This is a genomic window from Arthrobacter sp. B1805, from assembly GCF_002929745.1.
GTDB lineage: Bacteria > Actinomycetota > Actinomycetes > Actinomycetales > Micrococcaceae > Arthrobacter_D.
On the sequence record NZ_PJIQ01000016.1, the window covers coordinates 1 to 20865 of the forward strand.

The window sequence follows — 20865 nt, forward strand, 5'->3', positions numbered from 1 at the left end:
CCCGCCGGGGGCCGCAACAGGGCCGGGCCCGGGTCTTGGGGGTTTGGGGGCTTTTGGGCGGGGGGGCGGGGGGGGGGCCCCCCCCCCCCCCCCCCCCCCCCGCCGAGGCGCCTTTTTTAGTCCAGTCAAGGGATTCTTTGATGCGACGCTAACCAGCGACACGCTGGAGGATTGACGGCCGTCGCTCTGTAAAGCATGCTTGACCTGTCAAGCATGCTTTACATGAAGGGTTGGAGTGCAGAACAGTATCCGGGATCTTCGCGCTGAGACGGGCATGTCGCAGCGGGAGCTGGCCGAGGCCCTTGAGGTCTCGAGGCAGACCGTCAACTCGATAGAGACGGGCCGCTACGATCCATCCCTCCCCTTAGCTATCGCCATTGGCCGTTTCTTCCATCGTCCTGTAGAGGAGATATTTCATGCAGACTGACACACGCTTTCCACGCAACGTGGTGGCCCTAGGAATCCTGGGCGTGATCCTCGCGCTGGTGACCGGTGCCGCCGTCCTGCTCCGTGAACACGCCCCCGGGAACATGATGCCCGGGTTCCTCGTCGGACTCGGGATCGGTGTCGCCGGAGCCCTGGCCATGGCATGGAGGGTACTTCGCCGACCCGAGCGCGCCACGACGTTCGAACGCGCCTGGACGCGGACCGGCGACGAACGTGAGGACACCCTCCTGACCCGCGCATTAGCCGTTGTCGGGCTGGGATCCCTTCCCCTGGTCGGAATCGCCACGCTAGCCATCGGGTTTGGAGCCGAGGCACCCATGGTCATGACATTGCTCATGGGCGCGTTGTTCGTCATCGGGGTCGCTTCGTTCGCGGTCCTCAACCACCGCAACTGAGCACATCGGGTTCTCCCCCTACAGGCGCGAAGGGCTGGTGGCCTCGCTATCCGTAGTTTGGTGGCTACACCCGGTTCAACGGCGGCCGGAATAGACGCCGAAGCTGAGCGCGAAGCAGCTGGCGCAGATGAAACCTGGAGGGTTTAGACCTTCCAGATGCACCGGGAGAGTCCTACTCATGGGTTCCAGCAGGTGACTGTGGAAGTCTTTGATCGAGGACCAGAGGTTCCTTCCCGCTACCAACTGTCCGCTACGGCCCCCGACGGGGAAAGCTGCTCGAACAACTCTGGGAATGACCTGGAGGTTGTTCTAGGCACAGCTCACTCGTACCAACTCGACAAGTAGCGACCCATGTGAAAGGTGCCCTCCAATGCTTGCAGTCGACTTAGCCAACTGGGGTGATGAGCTGGGGCCCGTTGTTGCGTACTGATCCGACGTCTTTCCCGACGATTCGCGGGACAAGGTTGGGTTCGGGGATGGTGTCGATGAAGTGCTGGACCCGGTCCGCTCGGTCATAGTCGGGTCCAGCCACTGATCCTGCAGGTCCTCCGGAATGATGGCCGGCATCCGATCATGAATGTGCCCGAGGGCGTCGTGCGCGGCCCGGGTGAGGATCGTCGCCGTCATGAGCCACTTGTCGTCGGCGTCCTCGGCTTTTGTGGGGTCGGGCCAGAATTTGTACAGGCCGGCGAAGCCCAGCAGGCGGTCCTCGTCCTCCCCGTGGACGTAGTGCGGGGTCTTCGTCCCGTCCTCGTTCTTCTGCCACTCGAAGCAGCCGTCAGCTGGTATCAGGGCGCGTCGTTTGGCGGCCGCCGTGCGGAGAGACGGCTTCTCCGCGACCGTCTCGCTGCGGGCATTGATCATCCTGGCACCGGCGGCCTTCGGGTCCTTGGACTAGACGGGGACGAGTTCCCAGCGCGCTATTTCGAGGCGGCGCACCAGTGTCCCCTCGCGCAGCTGCTCGGACACGAACGGGATCCCCTACATTGGAGCCACGTTCCACGACGGTTTCAGCTCGTCCTGGAACGTCTCGTCGACGCTGAACGCATCCCCGGATAGCTGCCTTGTTCCCGGCGATTATGAAGCGTCCACACATGTGCTTCATCCTCGCTTGTCCGCGGGCCAGAGGAACGTCCTGGGCGCATCCATACACTTGGGGCATGGCTGGCGATAGTCCCTGGATAGATCTCGTGGCACTAGTTGTGTCTACAGCAGCCGAGCGACACTCGGGTTTCGTCGCGAATCGGCAACAGGTTCGTATCGATCGGGTTTCAGTCCCGGCGTGAATGCTCATTCGTCAGGATCGGCCCATGGCGCTATGCCAAGCTGAACCAGACCCGTGTCAGCTCCCACCAGCAGTCGGCGTCGTTAGGTCGCACAGATTCCAGTCAACGAACCGCGCACACACGCGCCCAGTGGAAAGGGGCCCGGCATGAGCGAGCAGGACCCCCTGCGGAAGAACCGGTTGGGGCTGCGCACCATGCTGCTGGTGTCCGGGGGTGTGCTCGTCGCCAGTAGCGTCTTCCTCCTGCCGAACGTCGGCCTGGTGCAGGGCACTGCACCGACGACCGCCCTCCCGGATCCACCCATGACGTCCGCGACTCCGGGGCGCACTGCCGCTCCGTCGGCGGACGCTTCACCGAACGGCAAGGAAACCGGCACCGGTTCCAGCAGCGCGGCACAGCCGCTTCTTCCGGTCTACTGGCTCGGGGGCGTCGACGGCCAGGACAGGTTGTTCCGCGAGTTCCTTCGCGCACCTACCGGGTCCGTGGGCGATCCGATCGCCGACGCGGTACGGCTCATGGCCTCGAGCGAGCCCCTCGACCCCGACTACCACTCGCCGTGGCGAGCCGCGTCGAGCGTCAGCTCCTCCATCAGCACGAAGAACGTCATCACCCTCGACATCTCCTCCGACGCCTTCGATGCGAGCCTCACGCCGGACGAAGCCCGCCTCGCCCTGCAGCAACTCGTCCACACCGCGACTGCTGCCGCCGCGAGTGCAGCCCTCATCGCCGGTGGGGAGTCGAGTTCCGTCGTCGTCCTCGTCGACGGAGCCGCAGGCTACCGGGCTTTCGACGCCATCGATCTCGACGGCGAACTGACCCGGGACGCCTCCACGCTCGCCCCGGTCTGGATCATCGATCCGCAGGAAGGCGTGGGCTCCGACGGCAGCCTCACCATCCATGGCCTGGGGCCCGCCTCGGAGGAGTCGCTGAACTGGCGTGTGGATCGCCTGGCCGACTCGACGTACAAGGCTGGAACAGGTGGAACCGATCTCTTCCGCGATGGCAGGGTCGACATCGTGCCCGAAGAAGGAGCACCCGGCGCCTACTCCTTCTCCGTGACACTCCCGCCCGGACGGTACGAGATCTCCGTGGCGGTTCCAACTGACGGCGAAGCGGCCGACACGAAGAACGTCCTCGTCCGGTAGATAGGGCGTCCGTCGCGCCTGTCGGGCTACCAGCGCCCGAGAAGGTGATTCAGGAGCACGAGGGCCGCCGGTCCCGCCGAGGAGGACCGGAGCACGTGCGGGCCCAGCCGGGCCGGCAGCGCTCCGACCGCACCCAGCTTGGCGAGTTCGGCGTCGCTGATGCCGCCCTCGGGTCCCACCACCACAGCCGTCGACGACGGCGCGTCCAGGGCTCCGCTCGCCTCCAGCGCGGCAAACCGTTGGGCCAGGGTCTCCCCGGCATCCTCGTGCAGGATGACCATCTGGTCCACGGCCTTCGACCACGCGGCGAGCCGTGTCGTATCCATGACGCCATTCACCTCGGGGACGAACGAACGCCGGGACTGTTTCGCGGCGGCACCGACGAGGGAGACCCACTTCTGCCGGCCCTTGTCCGCCTTGTCCCCGCGCCAGCGGACGATACTGCGCTCTGCGTGCCACGGAACCACGGCGTCGACGCCCAGCTCGGTGGCGGACTCGACGGCCTGCTCGTCCCGACCGCCCTTCGCAAGGGCCTGAACCAGCACGAGCCGGTGCCGCGGCGCCGGGTCCTGCCCGACCGTCTCGACCTCGAGCTCGACACTCCCCGTGCCGACCGCCGTGATGACGCCGCCGATACGGTAGCCCGAACCGTCCGAGACGTCGATGCGCTCTCCGGGAGCGAGCCTACGGACGACGGCGGCGTGACGCCCCTCGTCACCGCCGAGAAGGAACGCGCTGCCGGGTGCAGCACCACGCACGGCCTCGACCGGCCCGAAGAAGAGGGGACGCGTCACGGTCAGCGGTTCCCCAGGCGCTCCCGCAGCCGGGCGAACACTCCGGAGCCGCTGCTGTCGAGCTGGCCGTCCGTGTACTCCTCGTTGCGCAGTTCCGCCAGTTTGCGCAGGAGTTCCTCCTGCTGGTGGTCCAGGTTCCGTGGCGTCTCGACGTTCAGGTGGACACGCAGGTCTCCCCTGCCCTGGTTCCTCAGGTGCGTGACGCCCAACCCGCGCAGCGTCAGGATCTCGCCGGACTGGGTGCCCGGCTTGATCATCAGTTCCTGATCGCCGTCGAAGGTGTCGAGGTGCACGCTGGTGCCGAGAGCAGCCGCCGTCATCGGAATGCTCAGAGTCACGTGCAGGTCGTCGCCGTCGCGCAGGTAGGTCGAATCCGTGTTGACGCGGATCTCCACGTAGAGATCACCCTGCGGGCCACCCGCGATGCCGGCCTCGCCCTGGCCCGCCAGCTGGATCCGGGTGCCTGTGCTGACACCGGCGGGCACCTTGATCGTCAGCGTGCGGCGAGCACGGACGCGTCCTTCACCGCTGCACTCGTGGCAGGGGTTGGGGATGACGGTGCCGTAGCCCTGGCACGTGCCGCAGGGCGCGCTCGTCATGACCTGGCCGAGGATCGAGCGCACGGCGCGCTGCACCTGACCGGAGCCGCCGCAGATGTCACAGGTGCGAGGCGAGGTTCCCGGTTGGCAGCAGCTGCCGTCACACGTGGGGCACACCTCGGCGGTGTCCACCTCGATCTTCTTGTTGGTACCGAAGACCGCGTCCCGCAGGTCGATCCTCACGTTGATGAGCGCGTCCTGGCCGCGGCGTGTGCGCGAGGGCGCGCCCGCCTGCTGTCCGCCGCCGCCGAAGAACGTCTCGAAGATGTCCTGGAAGGCGAATCCCGACCCCGAGTACCCCGAACCGTAGCCGTTGTCGGTCCCGTTCTCGTTGCCCGTCGTGTCGTATACCCGCCGCTTCTGCGGATCCGACAACACCTCGTAGGCACGCGTGACGAGCTTGAACTCCTCGGCTGCGTTCTCACCCGGGTTCACGTCCGGGTGAAGTTTCCGGGCAAGCTTGCGGTATGCCTTCTTGATCTCCTCCCCGGTAGCGCCCTGTTCCACACCGAGGACCTCATAGTGGTTACTCACTCGTGCACTTCACTTCCTGTCGAAATCTACTGTCGTCTGCGAAATCTGCTGTCGTCCGGCCGCCGGACCCTGCGGGCGGAGACGCCTGGGCGGCCTTCGAGCGCCGTGGACTACTCCTCGAGGACCCTCGAGAGATAACGGGCGACCGCACGCACGGCGGCCATCGTCGTCGGATAGTCCATGCGCGTGGGGCCGAGGATGCCGAGCTTCGCGCCCGCATCCGGGCCGTAGCCCGTCGCGACCACGGACGCTTCGGACAGTCCGCCGTAGGGGTTCTCGCTGCCGATCCTCACCGAGATACCGCGAGCGTCGTACTCCATCTCGGACAGGAGCCGCAGCATGACGACCTGCTCCTCGAGGGCCTCGAGGATAGGCCCGATGCTCAGTGGGAAATCACCCGTGGATCTCGCCAGGTTCGCTGTCCCTGCCAGCAGGATCCGGTCGTCGCGTCCGAGCCCGGCGAGCTGCTCCAGCGCCTTCACGATCGTACCCCCGTGCGTCCTGAGAGGCGGCGGCAGCTGCGAGGTGACGATACCGAGCTCCCCGGGGAGCGCCGTGAGTTTCACGCCGGACACTGCCGAGAGGATCCGCTGCTTGAGCTCCGCGAGCTCGGCCTCGTGGATTTCCGAAGGAGTGCGGACGATCCGCTGCTGCACGGTGCCATTGGTCGCGATCAGGACCACGAGGACCTGCTGCGGTGCGAGCAGCACGCATTCGATATGGCGGACGGACGCCCCACCCACACGGGGGAACTGCACGACTGCCACCTGGTTGGTCAGCTGCGCAAGCAGGCGCACGGTCCGGTCCATGACGTCGTCGAGGTCCTCTGCACCCTCGAGCAGTGTCTGGATGGCCTTCTTCTCGGGCGCCGACAGCGGCTTGACCTCGGAGATACGGTCCACGAACAGCCTGTACCCCTTGTCCGTCGGGATACGGCCGGAGCTCGTGTGGGGGGCCGCGATCAGACCCTCCTCCTCGAGGACCGCCATGTCGTTCCGGATGGTCGCGGAGGAGACTCCGAGCTGGTGGCGGTCGACCAGCGCCTTCGAACCGACGGGCTCCCGCGAATGGACGTAGTCCTCGACGATGGCCCGGAGCACCTCCAAGCGTCGCGGTTCACTCACTCCTGTGTCACCTCCGGTCTGTCCTGTCTTTCACGAGCATGCGTGGCGGGCGGTTCCGAGCGATTAGCACTCGACACACCCAAGTGCCAAGTCTAGTACGTCCGGGGCGATTGTTAGCATTGGGAAACCCGGGTGCGGCAGACCGCCGAGGCCCCTGGTGGAAGGACGGCTCGGGGATGGAACACGGCTGGGGAGCACAGGACATCTCGGCACCGAAGCGGGTCGATCTGCCCGATGTGCCGGTCGAGAAGGACATGGTCCTCGAGGACGTGCAGAGCGGTTTCGTCGGCGCTGTCGTCCGCGTCGAGAAGTCCGGCGGACTGCACGTCATGGTGCTGGAGGACCGGCGCGGAAAGCAGCGGACCTTCAGGCTCGGTCATGGGTTCCTCCTCGACGGCCAGCCCGTCCACGTCGTGGCACCCATCCTTCGCACCGCGACGACTCCCAGCCGTACGGCGTCGGGCTCCGTCCGGGTCGAGGGAGTGCGGGCAAGGACGGCGAGGGCCAGCAGGATCTGGGTCGAAGGGCAGCACGATGCCGAGCTCGTCGAGAAGGTGTGGGGCGACGACCTGAGGCTGGAGGGAATCGTCGTCGAACCGCTTCACGGCATCGACGACCTCGCGGGTGCCATCCGCGCTTTCGATCCGGGACCGCAGCGACGACTCGGCGTGCTCGTCGACCACCTGCTGCCGGGAACCAAGGAGGCGCGCATCGTGCGGCAGGCCATGACCGTGCCGGGAGCGCATCACCACGTTCTGATCGTCGGGCATCCCTACGTCGACGTCTGGCAGGCCGTGAAGCCGGCTGCACTCGGGCTCGGGGCATGGCCGGTCGTGCCACGCCACCAGGACTGGAAGACAGGCATCCTCGCCGGACTCGGCTGGCCACACCAGGACAAAGCGGCTATCGCCCACGGCTGGAAGCGGATTCTCGCCGGCGTCACCACGTACGCCGATCTCGAACCCTCACTCCTGGGGCGGGTCGAGGAGGTCATCGATTTCCTGACCGCACCCGCGGGCCCACGATGAGCCGGCTAACACAGGCAACCACGTATCCTTAAAACACAGTCCGCGGGAAGTTCTCGCCACTCAGCAAAGGAATCACGTTGTCCAATACCGCTGACCACCAGCACAACGGACGGGCCGAAGCCCAACCGGCGTTCGAAGGCACGCCGGCGAATGCGCTACCGCTGACGGCATCCGAGGACCGCCAGTTCGCAACATTGGCACACTTCGGCGGGATTCTGGGGTTCATCCCCTCCCTGCTGATCTTCCTCATCTTCAAGGACAGGGGCCCCTTCACTGCGCAGGAATCCAAGGAGGCGTTGAATTTCACGCTTCCTCCGACGCTCCTCGCCCTGGTCGCCTGGCTCCTCTCGCTCGTGCCAGAGATCGGCGGATTCTTCGCCGTGGTGAACGCCCTGATCTGGGTCACAATCACGATCTTCTCGGTGAACGCCGGCATCCAGGTCAATCGCGGGAAGCCGTACCGTTACGCCTTCAACCTCCGCTTCCTCCGCTAGCACGCGACGGCCGGGCCGCGCCCGCCCTCGTCGGAAGGGCCGAGGTCGCGTCCAACCCGACGTGCCGGCGGCGCCTCGCTCAGTCCGGTAGCAGTCTTCGCACGACGGCGTCCGCGAGCAGTCGGCCCCTGAAGGTCAGGACCAGGCGACCTGCGAAGGCCGCTGCGGGCTCGACGAGCCCCTCGGCGATGAGCCCCGCGACGGCTCGCCTGCCCGCCGGTGTCAACCTGCCCGTGTCCAGCCCCTCACGCAGACGCACGCGCAGCATGACGTCCTCGACGTATCGGTCCTCCTCCGACAGCACCTCGCGTCCAGCGGCCGGCGAGTGGCCCTGCTCCAGCGCCCCCGCGTACGGGCTCGGGTGCTTGACGTTCCACCAGCGGGTGCCGCCTACGTGCGAATGCGCACCGGGCCCGGCTCCCCACCAGTCGCCACCGCGCCAGTACGCCAGGTTGTGCCGGCACGCGTCGGCGGGCGTCCGCGCCCAGTTGCTCACCTCGTACCACTGCAGCCCACCGACCGTCAGCATCTCCTCCGCGAGGGCGTACTTGTCGGCGTGGTCGTCGTCGTCGATGGGCGGTACCTGACCACGCCGGATGCGCGTCGCGAGCTTCGTGCCCTCCTCGATGATCAGGGCGTAGGCGGAGATGTGGTCCGGGTCGTAGGAGAGCGCGGTGGCCAGCGACACGCGCCAGTCCTCCAGCGACTCCCCCGGCGTGCCGTAGATCAGATCCAGGCTGACCTTCAGGCCCGCCTCGCGCGCCCAGCGGACGGCCTGCGGCACGCGCTCCGGCGAGTGGGTGCGGTCGAGGACTGCGAGGACGTGCGGCACGGCCGACTGCATGCCGAACGACACGCGCGTGAAGCCAGCGTCCTTCAGCACGCGCAGCGATTCCGGCGTCACCGAATCCGGGTTCGCCTCCGTCGTCACTTCGGCGTCCGGGGTAAGACCCCATTGTTCGGCAGCTGCACGAAGGATCTGCGCGAGGTCCTCCGCCGGCAGCAGGGTGGGAGTACCGCCTCCGAAGAACACAGTGGACAAAGGCCTCGCAGGCACTCCCGAGGCGTTCAGCGCCCGGGCGCCGAGTGCGAGTTCCGACAGCACGGAGCCGGCATACGCGTCCTGCGACGCTCCCCCTCCGAGTTCGGTGGCGGTATAGGTGTTGAAGTCGCAATAGCCGCACCTGACGGAACAGAACGGGATGTGGACGTACAGGCCGAAATCGCGCTCCGTCGCTCCTTCGGCTGCCGCGGAAGGCAGCACACCGTCCTCGGGCGCTGGGAGGCCGAGCGGGAGCGCGCTAGGCATGCGGGCGCTCCCCCACGGTCGAAAGCAGTGTCACTTCTTGGCTTTGTCCTTCGACTCGTCCGATGACAGCGCGGCGATGAAGGCCTCCTGGGGTACCTCGACCCGCCCGACCATCTTCATGCGCTTCTTGCCTTCCTTCTGCTTCTCGAGCAGTTTCCGCTTACGGGTGATGTCGCCGCCGTAGCACTTGGCGAGAACGTCCTTGCGGATGGCACGGATGCTTTCGCGGGCGATGATCCGTGCCCCGATGGCGGCCTGGATCGGGACCTCGAACTGCTGGCGCGGGATCAGCTCGCGCAGCTTCCCGGTCATCATGACTCCGTAGGCGTACGCCTTGTCGCGGTGCGTGATGGCGCTGAAGGCGTCGACCTGTTCACCCTGTAGCAGGATGTCCACCTTGACGAGGTCGGAGACCTGGTCGCCGTCGGCCTTCCAGTCGAGGGAGCCGTAACCCCTCGTCTTGGACTTCAGCAGGTCGAAGAAGTCGAAGACGATCTCGGCCAGTGGCAGCCTGTACCGGATCTCGACGCGGTCCTCGGACAGATAGTCCATGCCGCCCAGTACGCCGCGGCGCTGCTGGCAGAGCTCCATGATGGCTCCTACGAACTCCGAGGGAGCGAGGATGGTGGCTGACACCATCGGCTCGCGGACTTCGGCGATCTTGCCCACCGGGTACTCGCTGGGATTCGTCACCTTCATGACGCGCTTGTCCTCGAGGGTCACCTCGTACTCGACGTTGGGTGCGGTCGAGATGAGGTCGAGGTTGTACTCACGTTCCAGCCGCTCGCGCGTGATCTCGAGGTGCAGCAGGCCGAGGAAGCCGACGCGGAAGCCGAAGCCCAGCGCCGCAGATGTCTCCGGCTCGTAGACCAGGGCGGCGTCGTTCAGGGTGAACTTCGCCAGCGCGTCGCGGAGCACCGGGTAGTCCGTGCCGTCGAGCGGATAGAGCCCGGAGAACACCATGGGCTTGGGGTCCTCGTAGCCGCCCAGCGATTCGGCAGCAGGCTTCTGGAGGTTGGTCACGGTGTCGCCGACCTTGGACTGGCGAACGTCCTTCACCCCCGTGATGAGGTACCCCACCTCGCCGACACCCAGCCCTTTCGAAGGCTTCGGCTCCGGCGAACTGACGCCGATCTCGAGCAGCTCATGGCTCGCCCTGGTGGACATCATCTGGATGCGCTCCCGCGGGCTGAGCTTTCCGTCGACCACGCGTACGTACGTCACGACGCCACGGTAGGTGTCGTACACGGAGTCGAAGATCATGGCACGGGCAGGAGCATTCGGATCTCCGGTCGGAGCGGGGAGATCGCGCACGATCTTGTCCATGAGCGCTTCGACCCCCACGCCCGTCTTGCCGGACACCATGAGGACGTCCTCGGGCTCGCCGCCGATGAGGCTCGCCAGCTCCGCCGCGTACTTCTCGGGCTGAGCGGCAGGGAGGTCGATTTTGTTCAGCACCGGGATGATCGTGAGATTGTTCTCCATCGCCAGGTAGAGGTTCGCCAGTGTCTGCGCCTCGATGCCCTGCGCCGCATCCACCAGCAGGATGGCGCCCTCGCATGCCGCGAGCGACCGCGAGACCTCGTACGTGAAGTCGACGTGGCCGGGGGTATCGATCATGTTCAGGGCATAGGCGGTGCCATCGACCTCCCAGGGCAGGCGGACGGCCTGCGACTTGATGGTGATGCCGCGCTCACGCTCGATGTCCATGCGGTCGAGGTACTGCGCCTTCATGTCCCGCTGCTCAACGGCTCCGGTGAGCTGGAGCATGCGGTCGGCCAACGTGGATTTACCGTGATCGATGTGCGCGATGATGCAGAAGTTCCTGATGATCGCCGGATCGGTGGCGGCAGGCACCGGCGCGGTGCGGGCCATGGGTGACACGTAGGTTCCTCACTTTTTCGGGACAGGGTCCGGCATGCAGGTACCGGCCGAGCCGTCCTGTGCGGGTAGGGCCTGCGCTGGGCGCCGGCCTTCCCACTAGTGTCCCACGGCGCCGCACGGCTCCGGCAATCGCGCCGACCCCTTCGGTGCAGGACCCGGAGACGTGGTGGTCGCTAGGATCGCTGCATGGCGATCACCCTCCGCTCCCTCCTGTCGCTTGCAGGTCGCATCGCAAGCGCTGTCAACAGCACCCCGGCCACGCGCGGCACCGCGGCTCCTCCGCGGGCCCGCGACCGGAGGCGGCACCGATCGAACGTTCCGGCGTCCCCCACGGCTCGACGAGCGGCCGATCGACGGGGTCAAGCCACGCTCAGCTATTCGCCATCCAGTGACGGCAAGCCGGATCCCGGGGAGATCGTATGGACCTGGGTGCCCTATGAGGACGACCCGGCGCAGGGCAAGGACCGCCCTGTGCTCCTGATCGGGCGCGAGGGGAGCGAACTCCTGGGATTGATGCTTACCAGCCGCGATCGGAACAACGCACGCGACCACGATGCGCGCTATGTGGATATCGGGACGGGCGGCTGGGACCGACAGGGACGCCCGAGCGAGGTCAAGGTGGACCGCCTCCTGCGCATCGATCCGGGCCAGGTGCGGCGGGAGGGCGCGGTCCTTCCTCGCCAGCGCTTCGAACAGGTGGTTGCTGCCGTCCCCGACGCCCTGCTGGGGTAGCAACATTCCGGTCCTGCTCGGTGGCAACGCGGTGCACCTGGGGCATGACTCATCGGCTGTGGGGAGCGGCCACGCAGGCGCCGCTGCTCGGGCGTTACGCGTATTTCTGGTAACCTTTATAGCTGTGTGTCCGCGCAGGTCTCCGGGCACTTTGGCCAATCGTCACACGGTATCCCCACGCCGCTCAGTCATTGGTTGGCCGAAATACCCTCACGACCAGTCCGCAATACAAAGAAAGTTCTCATACGTGGCAAATATCAAGTCCCAGAAAAAGCGCATCCTCACCAACGAAAAGGCGAGGCAGCGCAACAACTCGGTCAAGTCCGAGCTGAAGACCGCCATCCGCGCCGTCACCACGGCCGTCGAAGGCGCTGACAAGGACGCTGCCGCAACGGCTCTGCAGGCAGCCAGCCGCAAGCTCGACAAGGCTGTCAGCAAGGGTGTGCTGCACAAGAACAACGCAGCGAACCGCAAGTCCGCCATCTCCAAGAAGGTCAACGCGCTCTAAGCTGCGAATCCTTCGCTGGAGGGCCGGTTCCTTTCGGAGCCGGCCCTCCAGCGTTTAACCGCCCTGCCCTGTCCGATACCTGCACTGAATCCTCTCGACGGGGATCGCGGTTGAGGCGGCCGGTACTTCCGGTTAGTCGACCAGCCCTTCCCGGCAGTGCTCAGCCGTTCCGGGCAGCCGACCAGCCGTTCCGGGTAATACTCAGCCATCTCCGAGCGCGATGACCGTCACGGCACGCTCGACGGCGTAGACGGGGTCGCGCGACTCGCCCTTCACCTGGGCATCCGCCTCCGCGAGTGCCCGTACACAGTGCGCGAGTGCTGCTGAACTGAAGCGCTGTGCCTCTTTTCGCGCCTGGTCGACCTGCCACGGAGCCATCCCAAGCTCTTTGGCCAGCTGGATCGACGACCCGCGAACGCCGTGCACCTTGGCGACGGCTCGTACCTTCATGGCGAGTGCGGCGACGATCGGAACCGGATCGGCGCCCGTCGCGAGCGCGTGGCGCAGCATCGACAGAGCTTGAGCCGTACGCCCGGCGAGAGCGGCATCCGCAACCTTGAAGCCGGTTGCTTCGACACGGCCTCCGTAGTACTTCTCCACCGTCTCGGCCGTGACGTCGCCCGCGGTGTCCGCCATCAGCTGCTGGCATGCGGCTGCGAGTTCGGGCAACTGCGAACCGACCGCGGCGACGAGCGCGCGTACGGCGTCAGGGTCGATGCGACGGCGTGCCAGGCGGAACTCCGTGGCGACGAACTCCGCTTTCTCGCCATCCTTCTTCAGGGGCTGGCAATCGACGATCGTGGCCTGCGCGGCTTTGATGGCGTCCAGCAGCTTCTTGCCGCGGTTGCCTCCCGAGTGACGCAGCACCAGGACGACGTCGGGGGCAGGATCGGCCAGGTAGGCGAGGGTATCGACCAGAAAGGCATCGTTCATCTGAGCCAGCCCGGACACTTCGATCACCGTCCAGTCGCCGAAGAGTGACGGACTGGCATGCATCATGAGGGTTCCGCCCTCATAGGACACGGCGTCCAGCCTCACGAGCTCCGCTGCGGGCTGCGCGGTGCGCACCTGGTTGCGGATCGATTCCGCCGCTTTCGATGCCACGTAGTCCTCGGGTCCGGAGAGCAGCACCACGCCGGCGGGCCGTACGTCACGCCATGTCGCCTGCTGGCTCGAGCCGCTGGTGCGACCGGCGGGTGATCTTGTTGCCACGTGGCGTCGTTCCTTCCGTCAGATCCATTCCTACTGTTTCACGGTGGGACCGCACCGCAAAGCTGCGCGGCCGTCGCGAGATTGTTCTCAGCGCAGTTCGCGAACCTCCATCGTGCTGCCGACGACCTCTACGGTGAATGAGCCGAGCTCGTCCGTCCGGGCTGTTGCGATTCCGGATCGTGCGAGTGTCTCGAGGATCGCAGGGTGCGGATGGCCGTAGTCGTTGTCCTCACCGACCGAGATGAGCGCGAGGCCGGGGTCCACGGCCTCGATCAGCGAGCTGCCCCCATTTCTGGCGCCGTGATGGGCCACCTTGAGTATGTCGACTCCCCTGTCGCTGAGACCCGCCGCGGAGGACAGGAGGACGTCGGCGGCGTCCTCCTCGAGATCCCCCGTCAGCAGGAGTGTGACAGGGCGGTCCGGGGTCGGCACCACGACCTCGAGCACCGCGCTGGCGTTGTTCTCCTCGGACGTGACTGCGCCCGGACGGGGCCACAGCAGCTCGACAGTGATCGGTGGGAGATCGATCACTGTGGTGCTGCTCAGCTTCTCTGCCTCCACTCCTGCGCTAGCAGCTGCAGCGGTCACCTCCGACGGCAGCCTTTCCTCGCCGGAGGAGTAGTAGATGGCAGACACCGCACGATCACGTATGGCGCCTCCGACGCCGCCGTAATGATCGTCGTGCAGGTGCGTGATGACCAGCGCATCGATCACCTCGACCTGCAGCCTGTCCAGGCATCGGTCCATCGCTCCGGGCTCCGGTCCCGTATCGACGACCATCGCGTGGCCGGGCGTCGTCCTGACCACGATCCCGTCCCCCTGGCCGACGTCGCACAGTGCCATCACCCAGTCGCCTCGCGCGGGCGGATCGATGCGTCCGAGCAGAAGGAGTCCGGCCGGAATACAGGCGACGAGGAGAAGCGAGACGGCGAACAGCATCCCACGACCCCGGCGGGCAGGCTCGGGCACACGGTTGTACCCGGCGGGATGGACGTGCGGTTCCGACCGGCCGGTGCGCGCCGGTGGACGAACCGTCCGTCCTGGCCCGCCCGAGACGCGGAGAGCGCCTCCTGACGCGGCCCCGTGGCCGGGTAACGAGGCCCGCCCGGCGAGGGGTGCGGGTCCGGAGATGGCTTGCCCGCGTCGCCGGTGTCGATGCTGCCGCAGGAACGCACCCGGTGCGCCGACGACCCGGAGGCGCTGGGTCAGCGGGACCTTCGCGCGTCCGGCGACCGCTGAGTGCTGGGCGAGGAGCAGCAGCAGCGCCAGAGACGCCAGTGATACCAGTGCTGCGACGATGACCCCCGGTGGTCCCGCGATCCAGGGCACGGTGGCGCCAGGTGCGGCTGCGAGGGTTTCAGCGACGCCGGCCACCCAACGGGTGCCCCACTGAGCGGCGCTGATGAGGGGTGGAGCCAGTACGGGAGCTGCCACCAGCGCGAGGACAGCCACCATTCCCAGCAGGGTTATGGCAGGTACGACGGGCGACGCGAGGACATTGGCGGGCAGGGAGTATGCGGGTAGCGCGGGCTGGATGAGGACGATGATCGGCGTGCAGAAGAGTTGCGCAGTCAGCGGTATTGCGAGTATCTGGGCAATGCTCCGCGGCAACGCCGATCCGAGTGCAGCCGCCACCGTCGGTCCCGCGGTGACGAGACCCAGGGTCGCGGCGACCGACAGCATGAATGCGAAGGAAATCGAGAGCCATGGATCCACCGCGAGCAGGACGATGATCGAGAGCAGCAGCAGGGTCAGTGACACCTTGCCCCGACCGGACAGCACAGCCGCTACCCCGATCGTGCCCATCACCGCTGCGCGGAGGACGCTGGGCTCAGGCCGAACCAGCATCACGAACCCTGCAAGGGCGACGACCGCACCCGTGCAGGCTGGAATCCGTGGCACGCGGACGGCGCGCAGTCCGAGGAACGCAAAGGCTACGACGTAGGAGCAGTTGGCTCCGCTGACGGCCGTCAGGTGGGTCAGGCCGGTGGTCTGCATGGCTTGCTCCAGTTCGCTGTCCAGGCCTATCCGGTCGCCCAGCGCCATGCCGGGGAGCAGACCGCCGTCCCGACTGTCCTGGACGGCCTGATGTCGAAAACGGTCCCGCAGGTCACCGGTGTATCCGAGCCAGCCTCCTGCGGCTGCGATCGTCGGACGACTGGAGGGAAGGAGCACGGCAGCGGCCTTGCCGACCCGGTCCGGGGCCTTGACGGTGCCTATGACGCGCACGGTGTCTCCTGTCCCCACGCCGGCCCAGTCCGAAGAGGCTATGACGACGACCGGCGTCCTTGCAGCGAAGCTGTCGCCGTGCAGCACCCCTCCTATGACATCGCCGTCGACGAGATAACGGTCCCGGCCATCGAATGCTCCCGGTTCCAACAAGGACGGCTCGCCCGTGACACTGAGGACGGCGGTGAAAGAGGTGCCACTCCGGACGGCTTGATCCAGCGGTCCGGCTTCAGACCGTGCGAGGCTCCCGCCGGCGGAGAGCAGGACCAGGGTCACGGCCGCTACCGGTGCCAGGGCGAGGGCCGCCAACGGCACCCTCGGGCGCCCTGCCGCGGAAGGGATGGACACCAGACACGAGAGCACCAGACCAGCAGCGACAGCAAGAAGACCTGCGGCAGACACGGCTGTCGCCTCCACGTGAACGGCGATGGCGGCTGCTGTCCATGCTGCTGCCGCGGACGGGAGCAGTCGTAGGTCCCCCTTCCATCGAGCAGGAGGTGGCTGACAACCCTGCTTCCGGCGCGCATCGGCGCTCTCGTTCCGCCGCCGGTGCTGCGCGGCGAACAATGAGAACGACCCCGCGCTGATCCTGCTCACCCCGCCACGATGAGCGGAAGTATCCCGTCCAACAGGGCAGGACCGATCCCCGGAACCGCGTCGATGTCGGCTGCCTGCACAAACGGTCCGTGCTCATCCCGCCAGTCAATGATGCGCTGCCCGAGAACGGGTCCGACTCGGGGCAGTGATTCGATTTCGGCCAGTGACGCGGAGTTGATGTCGATTGCTCCCCCTGGACGCGAGGTCGCTCCGCTCACCGCGGCGGCCCCGTCCGGTTCGGCCGACCGCCCGCCTGATGGCGATGCCGGTGCTTCCTGCGAGGGACCACCCGCTCGCGGCTCCTCCCCCACGGCGAGGAGATGAACATGCTGCCCGTCCGCAGGGATTCCGGCGAGATTGATGCCTTCGAGATCCGCCTCCGGCAGGGCTCCGCCGGCCCTGTCGATAACCTCGAACAACCGTGTGCCCGCTGCGACGGTGACGACGCCCGGTGTGGCTACGGCCCCCGTGACATAGACGACGACAATCGCGGACGACGAGCTACTCGCCGTGGCGCCCGGCCGCATTCCGGAGGACGGTTCTGGAGGCATTCCTGAAGCTGTCGCTGTCGCGTCGGAACCAGCCGCGGAAGCCACGGAGGATGAATCGGACTCGCCCGAAGGCTCGGCATCGAGCTGCACCGACACGGCGGCGGCCGAGGGCTCGGAGCTGCGGACGAGGAACATCGCCGCCCCTATCGCCAGGGCGACCCCGAGGAATACAAGGGCAGCCGAGCGTGCGACGCGCCATCGCACACCGGGACGTGCGGGCCATTCCTCGCCCTCGACATGCCCCGCCGTGGGTTCAGGAGTGACTACCTCGTGCTGCGGCAGCGGGGGCTCCTCCTGCACGTCCACGTGCCGGACGCCAGGAGCGTGCTCCTGGCGCGTCCAGCCGTCGGCAGTTACTCCCAGCGGTCGCCGCAGCGACCCGGACTCCCGCGGCGACAGCGACTCGGACGTCCGTGGTGTCGGTGACCCCGACGCCTCTGCTGCCAGCGACAATCGCGCCCCGGCATCTCCGGCGACAGGCCAACGGTGCTTTCCCATACCCAGACGCTAGGAGCACGGGATCCGGCACCGACGGCATGCCCCTGCTATGTGGACATCTGCCCAGCCCTCTACCTCGAGGCGCTCCCGGCTCGGGTGAGGATCAGCCTGCGCTCACCGTGACCGCCAGCACGCCAAGGCCTGCGTGCGCGGCGAGGACCGAAGGACATGGCGCCGTCGTCACGCCCTCCGCACCCACGGCACCAGCCAGACGCCCGGCAAGGCCGCTTGCGTCGGCCGGATTCCCGAAGTGGTGGACCGTCAACAGCACGGTTCCGGTACGGCCGGCGACATCCCCCTCCACCAGTTCCTGGAGCCGCTGCATACCGCGCTCGGCGGACCGCATCCGTTCCAGGGGCACGAGCTTCCCGCCCTGCACGTGGAGGATCACCCGAACGGACAGGAGGGTCCCCAGCCAGCCGGCGGCTGCCGTGATCCTTCCCCCGCGGCGCAGCTGATCCAGGCTCGGCACGTAGAAGTACAGGGCCGAGGCACGCGCGGACATGGCGGCTGCAGCCGCCGCCTCCTGCAGGCCTGCTCCGGCTGCTGCCGTTGCCAGAGCGGCCAGTGCTGCCCTACCCTGCGCCATCCCCGCTGTCCGCGTGTCGATGACTTCCACGGGGATACCGACCCTCGACGCCGCCAACCTCGCCGCCTCCACCGTGCCGGACAGCAACCCGGACAGGTGTACCGACACGACGCCGTCGTAGCCTTCCTCTTCAAGGCGCTCGTAGACCCGCTCGAACTGGCCGGGCGACGGGCGCGAGGTGCGGACGTCCGCGCCGGCGGCAAGTGCCACCATCAGCGGCGCCGTGACGTCGTCGTGCTCGCCCGTCAGGATGTCGTGCCCGACGAGCACCGGCATGGGGACCACCCGCACCCCCTCGGCCAGTCCACCCGGTCGGCTCCACTCGGGAGCGAACCCGGCAGCGGAGTCGGTGACGACCGCGGTGCGGACGGACTTCCCGTGCGATGCCGGCGGCCGGCTCATCAGGCCGGGACGATGTTGACCAGTTTGGGTGCCCGCACGATCACGGTTCGGATGCCGCGACCGTCCAGCACGCGCTGGACCTGCTCGCTGGCCAGCGCGAGCTCGCGGAGGGCGTCCTCGCCGATGTCCGGTGACACCGTCAACCGGTCCCGCACCTTGCCCTGCACCTGGACGACGGCGACGACGGAGTCCTGCGTGAGGAGGGCCGGGTCGATCGTCGGCCAGCCTGCCGTGGCGACCGTGGCCTCGTGGCCGAGTCGGTTCCACAGGTCCTCGGCCGTGTACGGCGCGAAGAGGCTGAGGATGACGGCGACGGCCTCGGTGGCCTCACGGACGGCGGGATCAGCGCCTCCCGGCCCGGAGTCGATCGCCTTCCGCGTGGCGTTGACGAGTTCCATCAGCTTGGCGATGACGACGTTGAACTTGTTGGCTTCCATGAGCTCGGCGGCGTCGGCGACGGTCCGGTGCGTGATCGAACGCAGCGCGCGGTCCCCCGAGGAGGGATCGACGCCCGGCTCGCTGGTCACGTCCGCGCCGAGCCGCCAGGCACGCGCCAGGAACTTCGCGGAGCCCGACGGCGAGACGTCGGCCCAGTCGACGTCGTCCTCGGGAGGAGACGCGAAGACCATGGTGAGGCGGACGGCGTCGACGCCGAAGCGGTCGAGCTGCTCGCCGAGGTCCACGCCGTTGCCGAGGGACTTGCTCATGGCCTTGCCGCCGTTCAGCACCTGCCCCTGGTTCAGCAGCGCGCTGAAGGGCTCGGTGAACCCGACCATCCCGAGGTCGAACAGGACCTTCGTGAAGAACCGGCTGTACAGCAGGTGCAGGATGGCGTGCTCCACGCCACCGACGTACTGGCCGACGGGCAGCCAGCGGTTGACGGCCTCGGTGTCGAAGGGCGCGGAGTCGAGGTGCGGGTTGACGAAGCGCAGGTAGTACCAGGACGAGTCGACGAAGGTGTCCATGGTGTCCGTGTCCCGCTTGGCGGCACCACCGCACGACGGGCAGCCCACATTGACCCACTCCTCGACGGCGGCCAGCGGTGAGGTGCCCTTGGGCGCAAGGGCCTCCCCGCGCAGGCCTTCGGGGAGCGTGACCGGCAGCTGGTCGTCCGGCACCGGCACCTCGCCGCACGAGGGGCAGTGGATGATCGGGATGGGGGTTCCCCAGAAGCGCTGGCGCGAGAGCAGCCAGTCGCGCAGGCGGTAGTTGATGGTGTGCTCGCCGGTGCCCTGTTCCTCGATCAGCTCGACGGCGCGCCGGATGGCCGTGGCCTTGTCCAGCCCGCTCAACTCGCCCGAGTTCACGAGGGTACCTTCGCCGGTCGTGGCGATGCCGGTCTCAGCGGCGTCGTCCGCGCCGGTATCGACGACGGTGCGCACCGGCAGGTCGAACGCGCGCGCGAAGTCGAGGTCACGCTGGTCATGGGCGGGCACGGCCATGATGGCACCGGTGCCGTAGTCCGCCAGGACGTAGTCCGCGGCCCAGACGGGCAGCTTCTCGCCCGTCAACGGATTGACGGCGTAGCGACCGGTGAACACCCCGGTCTTCTCACGCTCCGTCGCCTGCCTCTCGATCTCCGAGAGGCCCTTGACCTGCTCGCGGTACTGGTCCAGCTCGGCGCGCCGGTCGGGAGTCACCAGGTCGAGAGCCAGGTCGGCGTCGGCCGCGACGACGAAGAAGGTGGCCCCGTACAGGGTGTCGGGACGCGTGGTGAAGACGGTGACGTCGGTGTCCGGCTGGTCGCCGTCGGCCTCGATCCGGAAGCGGACGTGCGCTCCCTCGGAACGGCCGATCCAGTTGCGCTGCATCGCGAGGACACGCTCGGGCCAGTGTCCCTTGAGCTGCTCCATGTCATCGAGCAGCCGATCCGCGTAGTCGGTGATCTTGAAGTACCACTGATTCAGGTTCTTCTTCGTGACCATCGTGCCGCAGCGGTCACAGGCCCCGTTGATGACCTGCTCGTTCGCCAGTACGGTCTGGTCCTTGGGGCACCAGTTCACCGGCGAGTTCCGGCGGTAGGCCAGTCCCTTCTGGAAGAACCGGACGAAGAGCCACTGGGTCCAGCGGTAGTACTCGGGATCGGACGTGTGCAGCCGCCTGCTCCAGTCGGCACTGATGGCGTAGCGCCTGAACGAGTTCGCCTGCGTGTCGATGTTGGCGTAGGTCCACTCGGCCGGGTGGGCGTTGCGCTTGATCGCCGCGTTCTCGGCGGGCAGGCCGAACGAGTCCCAGCCGATCGGATGCAGGACGTCGAAGCCCTTCTGGCGGTAGAAACGCGCGGCGACGTCTCCCATGGCGAATGCCTCGGCGTGGCCCATGTGGAGGTCGCCCGAGGGGTAGGGGAACATGTCGAGCACGTAGCGCCGCTCCCGCTTGCCGTCGTCGGCCGGAGCGAACGCCTGGAGCTGATCCCACACCGCGGGCCACTTCGCCTCGATGGTGGCGAAATCGTAGGTGTTCTCGTCCGGCTGAGCGCCCTCGGGGTTGATGCTCACTGTATGTTGA

At 67.3% G+C, this 20865-nt stretch carries 18 protein-coding genes; 7 read left to right on the forward strand and 11 right to left on the reverse strand.

Annotated features, from left to right (window positions below):
- Nucleotides 1-235 precede the first annotated feature (235 nt).
- Together CXQ96_RS15090 and CXQ96_RS15095 are read left to right on the forward strand one after the other, a co-directional pair.
- Nucleotides 236-427, forward strand: coding sequence for a helix-turn-helix transcriptional regulator (locus CXQ96_RS15090; RefSeq protein WP_104118834.1), 192 nt, complete (start codon nucleotides 236-238; stop codon nucleotides 425-427).
- Nucleotides 417-842, forward strand: a complete 426-nt coding sequence (locus CXQ96_RS15095) for a hypothetical protein (protein ID WP_104118835.1) — start codon at nucleotides 417-419, stop codon at nucleotides 840-842. The genes CXQ96_RS15090 and CXQ96_RS15095 overlap by 11 nt, the downstream gene beginning before the upstream one ends.
- Before the next feature lie 309 nt (nucleotides 843-1151).
- Here the strand turns inward: CXQ96_RS15095 and CXQ96_RS15100 are convergent, their stop codons facing one another.
- The gene (locus tag CXQ96_RS15100) at nucleotides 1152-1706 is read right to left on the reverse strand and encodes an SOS response-associated peptidase (protein ID WP_258059148.1); all 555 of its coding nucleotides are present in this window, start codon (nucleotides 1704-1706) and stop codon (nucleotides 1152-1154) included.
- A 568-nt stretch (nucleotides 1707-2274) separates the two neighbouring features.
- Between CXQ96_RS15100 and CXQ96_RS15105 the strand changes: the two genes are divergently transcribed.
- Nucleotides 2275-3273 (forward strand): GerMN domain-containing protein, encoded by a 999-nt coding sequence (locus CXQ96_RS15105; RefSeq protein WP_104118836.1) that lies wholly within the window; start codon nucleotides 2275-2277, stop codon nucleotides 3271-3273.
- A gap of 26 nt (nucleotides 3274-3299) precedes the next feature.
- Here the strand turns inward: CXQ96_RS15105 and CXQ96_RS15110 are convergent, their stop codons facing one another.
- The 3 genes from CXQ96_RS15110 to hrcA form a co-directional block, all read right to left on the reverse strand.
- On the reverse strand, nucleotides 3300-4067 hold the full coding sequence (locus tag CXQ96_RS15110) for a 16S rRNA (uracil(1498)-N(3))-methyltransferase (protein ID WP_104118837.1): 768 nt from the start codon (nucleotides 4065-4067) through the stop codon (nucleotides 3300-3302).
- A gap of 2 nt (nucleotides 4068-4069) precedes the next feature.
- Entirely contained in the window at nucleotides 4070-5200 is a 1131-nt protein-coding gene (gene dnaJ / locus CXQ96_RS15115) for a molecular chaperone DnaJ (protein WP_104118838.1), read from the reverse strand.
- A 110-nt stretch (nucleotides 5201-5310) separates the two neighbouring features.
- The gene (gene hrcA, locus CXQ96_RS15120; RefSeq protein WP_104118839.1) at nucleotides 5311-6324 is read right to left on the reverse strand and encodes a heat-inducible transcriptional repressor HrcA; all 1014 of its coding nucleotides are present in this window, start codon (nucleotides 6322-6324) and stop codon (nucleotides 5311-5313) included.
- Nucleotides 6325-6500: 176 nt separating this feature from the next.
- Here hrcA and CXQ96_RS15125 point away from each other — a divergent pair, with 176 nt between their 5' ends.
- Nucleotides 6501-7352, forward strand: a complete 852-nt coding sequence (locus tag CXQ96_RS15125; protein WP_104118840.1) for a DUF3097 domain-containing protein — start codon at nucleotides 6501-6503, stop codon at nucleotides 7350-7352.
- Between the two features lie 77 nt (nucleotides 7353-7429).
- Nucleotides 7430-7846, forward strand: a complete 417-nt coding sequence (locus CXQ96_RS15130; RefSeq protein ID WP_104118841.1) for a DUF4870 domain-containing protein — start codon at nucleotides 7430-7432, stop codon at nucleotides 7844-7846.
- Between the two features lie 79 nt (nucleotides 7847-7925).
- On the opposite strand, the gene hemW is transcribed toward CXQ96_RS15130, so the two are convergent.
- Together hemW and lepA are read right to left on the reverse strand one after the other, a co-directional pair.
- Nucleotides 7926-9155 carry a radical SAM family heme chaperone HemW gene (gene hemW, locus CXQ96_RS15135; protein WP_104118842.1) on the reverse strand — a complete coding sequence of 410 codons (1230 nt, stop codon included), beginning with the start codon at nucleotides 9153-9155 and terminating at the stop codon, nucleotides 7926-7928.
- 30 nt (nucleotides 9156-9185) lie between these two features.
- On the reverse strand, nucleotides 9186-11039 hold the full coding sequence (lepA, locus tag CXQ96_RS15140; protein ID WP_181036494.1) for a translation elongation factor 4: 1854 nt from the start codon (nucleotides 11037-11039) through the stop codon (nucleotides 9186-9188).
- Between the two features lie 186 nt (nucleotides 11040-11225).
- On the opposite strand from lepA, the gene CXQ96_RS15145 reads away from it, so the two are divergent.
- Both CXQ96_RS15145 and rpsT read left to right on the forward strand, forming a co-directional pair.
- Entirely contained in the window at nucleotides 11226-11771 is a 546-nt protein-coding gene (locus CXQ96_RS15145) for a type II toxin-antitoxin system PemK/MazF family toxin (RefSeq protein ID WP_104118844.1), read from the forward strand.
- Nucleotides 11772-12018: 247 nt separating this feature from the next.
- Nucleotides 12019-12279 (forward strand): 30S ribosomal protein S20, encoded by a 261-nt coding sequence (gene rpsT, locus CXQ96_RS15150; RefSeq protein ID WP_104118845.1) that lies wholly within the window; start codon nucleotides 12019-12021, stop codon nucleotides 12277-12279.
- A gap of 201 nt (nucleotides 12280-12480) precedes the next feature.
- Here rpsT and holA read toward each other — a convergent pair whose 3' ends face one another.
- The 5 genes from holA to leuS form a co-directional block, all read right to left on the reverse strand.
- A complete protein-coding gene (gene holA, locus CXQ96_RS15155; RefSeq protein WP_104118846.1) occupies nucleotides 12481-13491 on the reverse strand; it encodes a DNA polymerase III subunit delta in 1011 nt (336 codons plus the stop codon).
- A gap of 87 nt (nucleotides 13492-13578) precedes the next feature.
- Complete coding sequence (locus CXQ96_RS15160; RefSeq protein WP_146070907.1) at nucleotides 13579-16317, reverse strand: ComEC/Rec2 family competence protein; 2739 nt, start codon at nucleotides 16315-16317, stop codon at nucleotides 13579-13581.
- Nucleotides 16314-17366 (reverse strand): ComEA family DNA-binding protein, encoded by a 1053-nt coding sequence (locus CXQ96_RS15165; protein ID WP_104118848.1) that lies wholly within the window; start codon nucleotides 17364-17366, stop codon nucleotides 16314-16316. The genes CXQ96_RS15160 and CXQ96_RS15165 overlap by 4 nt, the downstream gene beginning before the upstream one ends.
- A 103-nt stretch (nucleotides 17367-17469) precedes the next feature.
- Nucleotides 17470-18357 (reverse strand): DegV family protein, encoded by an 888-nt coding sequence (locus tag CXQ96_RS15170; RefSeq protein WP_104118849.1) that lies wholly within the window; start codon nucleotides 18355-18357, stop codon nucleotides 17470-17472.
- Nucleotides 18357-20855, reverse strand: a complete 2499-nt coding sequence (gene leuS / locus CXQ96_RS15175) for a leucine--tRNA ligase (protein ID WP_104118850.1) — start codon at nucleotides 20853-20855, stop codon at nucleotides 18357-18359. The genes CXQ96_RS15170 and leuS overlap by 1 nt, the downstream gene beginning before the upstream one ends.
- Between the last annotated feature and the right edge of the window lie 10 nt (nucleotides 20856-20865).

What these genes read in the sequence shown, in the direction of transcription:
- CXQ96_RS15125 (WP_104118840.1), top strand. Translation starts at nt 6,501, where the DNA reads ATGGAACACGGCTGGGGAGCACAGGACATCTCGGCACCGAAGCGGGTC.
- CXQ96_RS15170 (WP_104118849.1), bottom strand. Translation starts at nt 18,357, where the DNA reads ATGAGCCGGCCGCCGGCATCGCACGGGAAGTCCGTCCGCACCGCGGTC.
- CXQ96_RS15105 (WP_104118836.1), top strand. Translation starts at nt 2,275, where the DNA reads ATGAGCGAGCAGGACCCCCTGCGGAAGAACCGGTTGGGGCTGCGCACC.
- CXQ96_RS15095 (WP_104118835.1), top strand. Translation starts at nt 417, where the DNA reads ATGCAGACTGACACACGCTTTCCACGCAACGTGGTGGCCCTAGGAATC.
- CXQ96_RS15165 (WP_104118848.1), bottom strand. Translation starts at nt 17,366, where the DNA reads ATGGGAAAGCACCGTTGGCCTGTCGCCGGAGATGCCGGGGCGCGATTG.
- CXQ96_RS15145 (WP_104118844.1), top strand. Translation starts at nt 11,226, where the DNA reads ATGGCGATCACCCTCCGCTCCCTCCTGTCGCTTGCAGGTCGCATCGCA.
- CXQ96_RS15100 (WP_258059148.1), bottom strand. Translation starts at nt 1,706, where the DNA reads ATGATCAATGCCCGCAGCGAGACGGTCGCGGAGAAGCCGTCTCTCCGC.
- hemW (WP_104118842.1), bottom strand. Translation starts at nt 9,155, where the DNA reads ATGCCTAGCGCGCTCCCGCTCGGCCTCCCAGCGCCCGAGGACGGTGTG.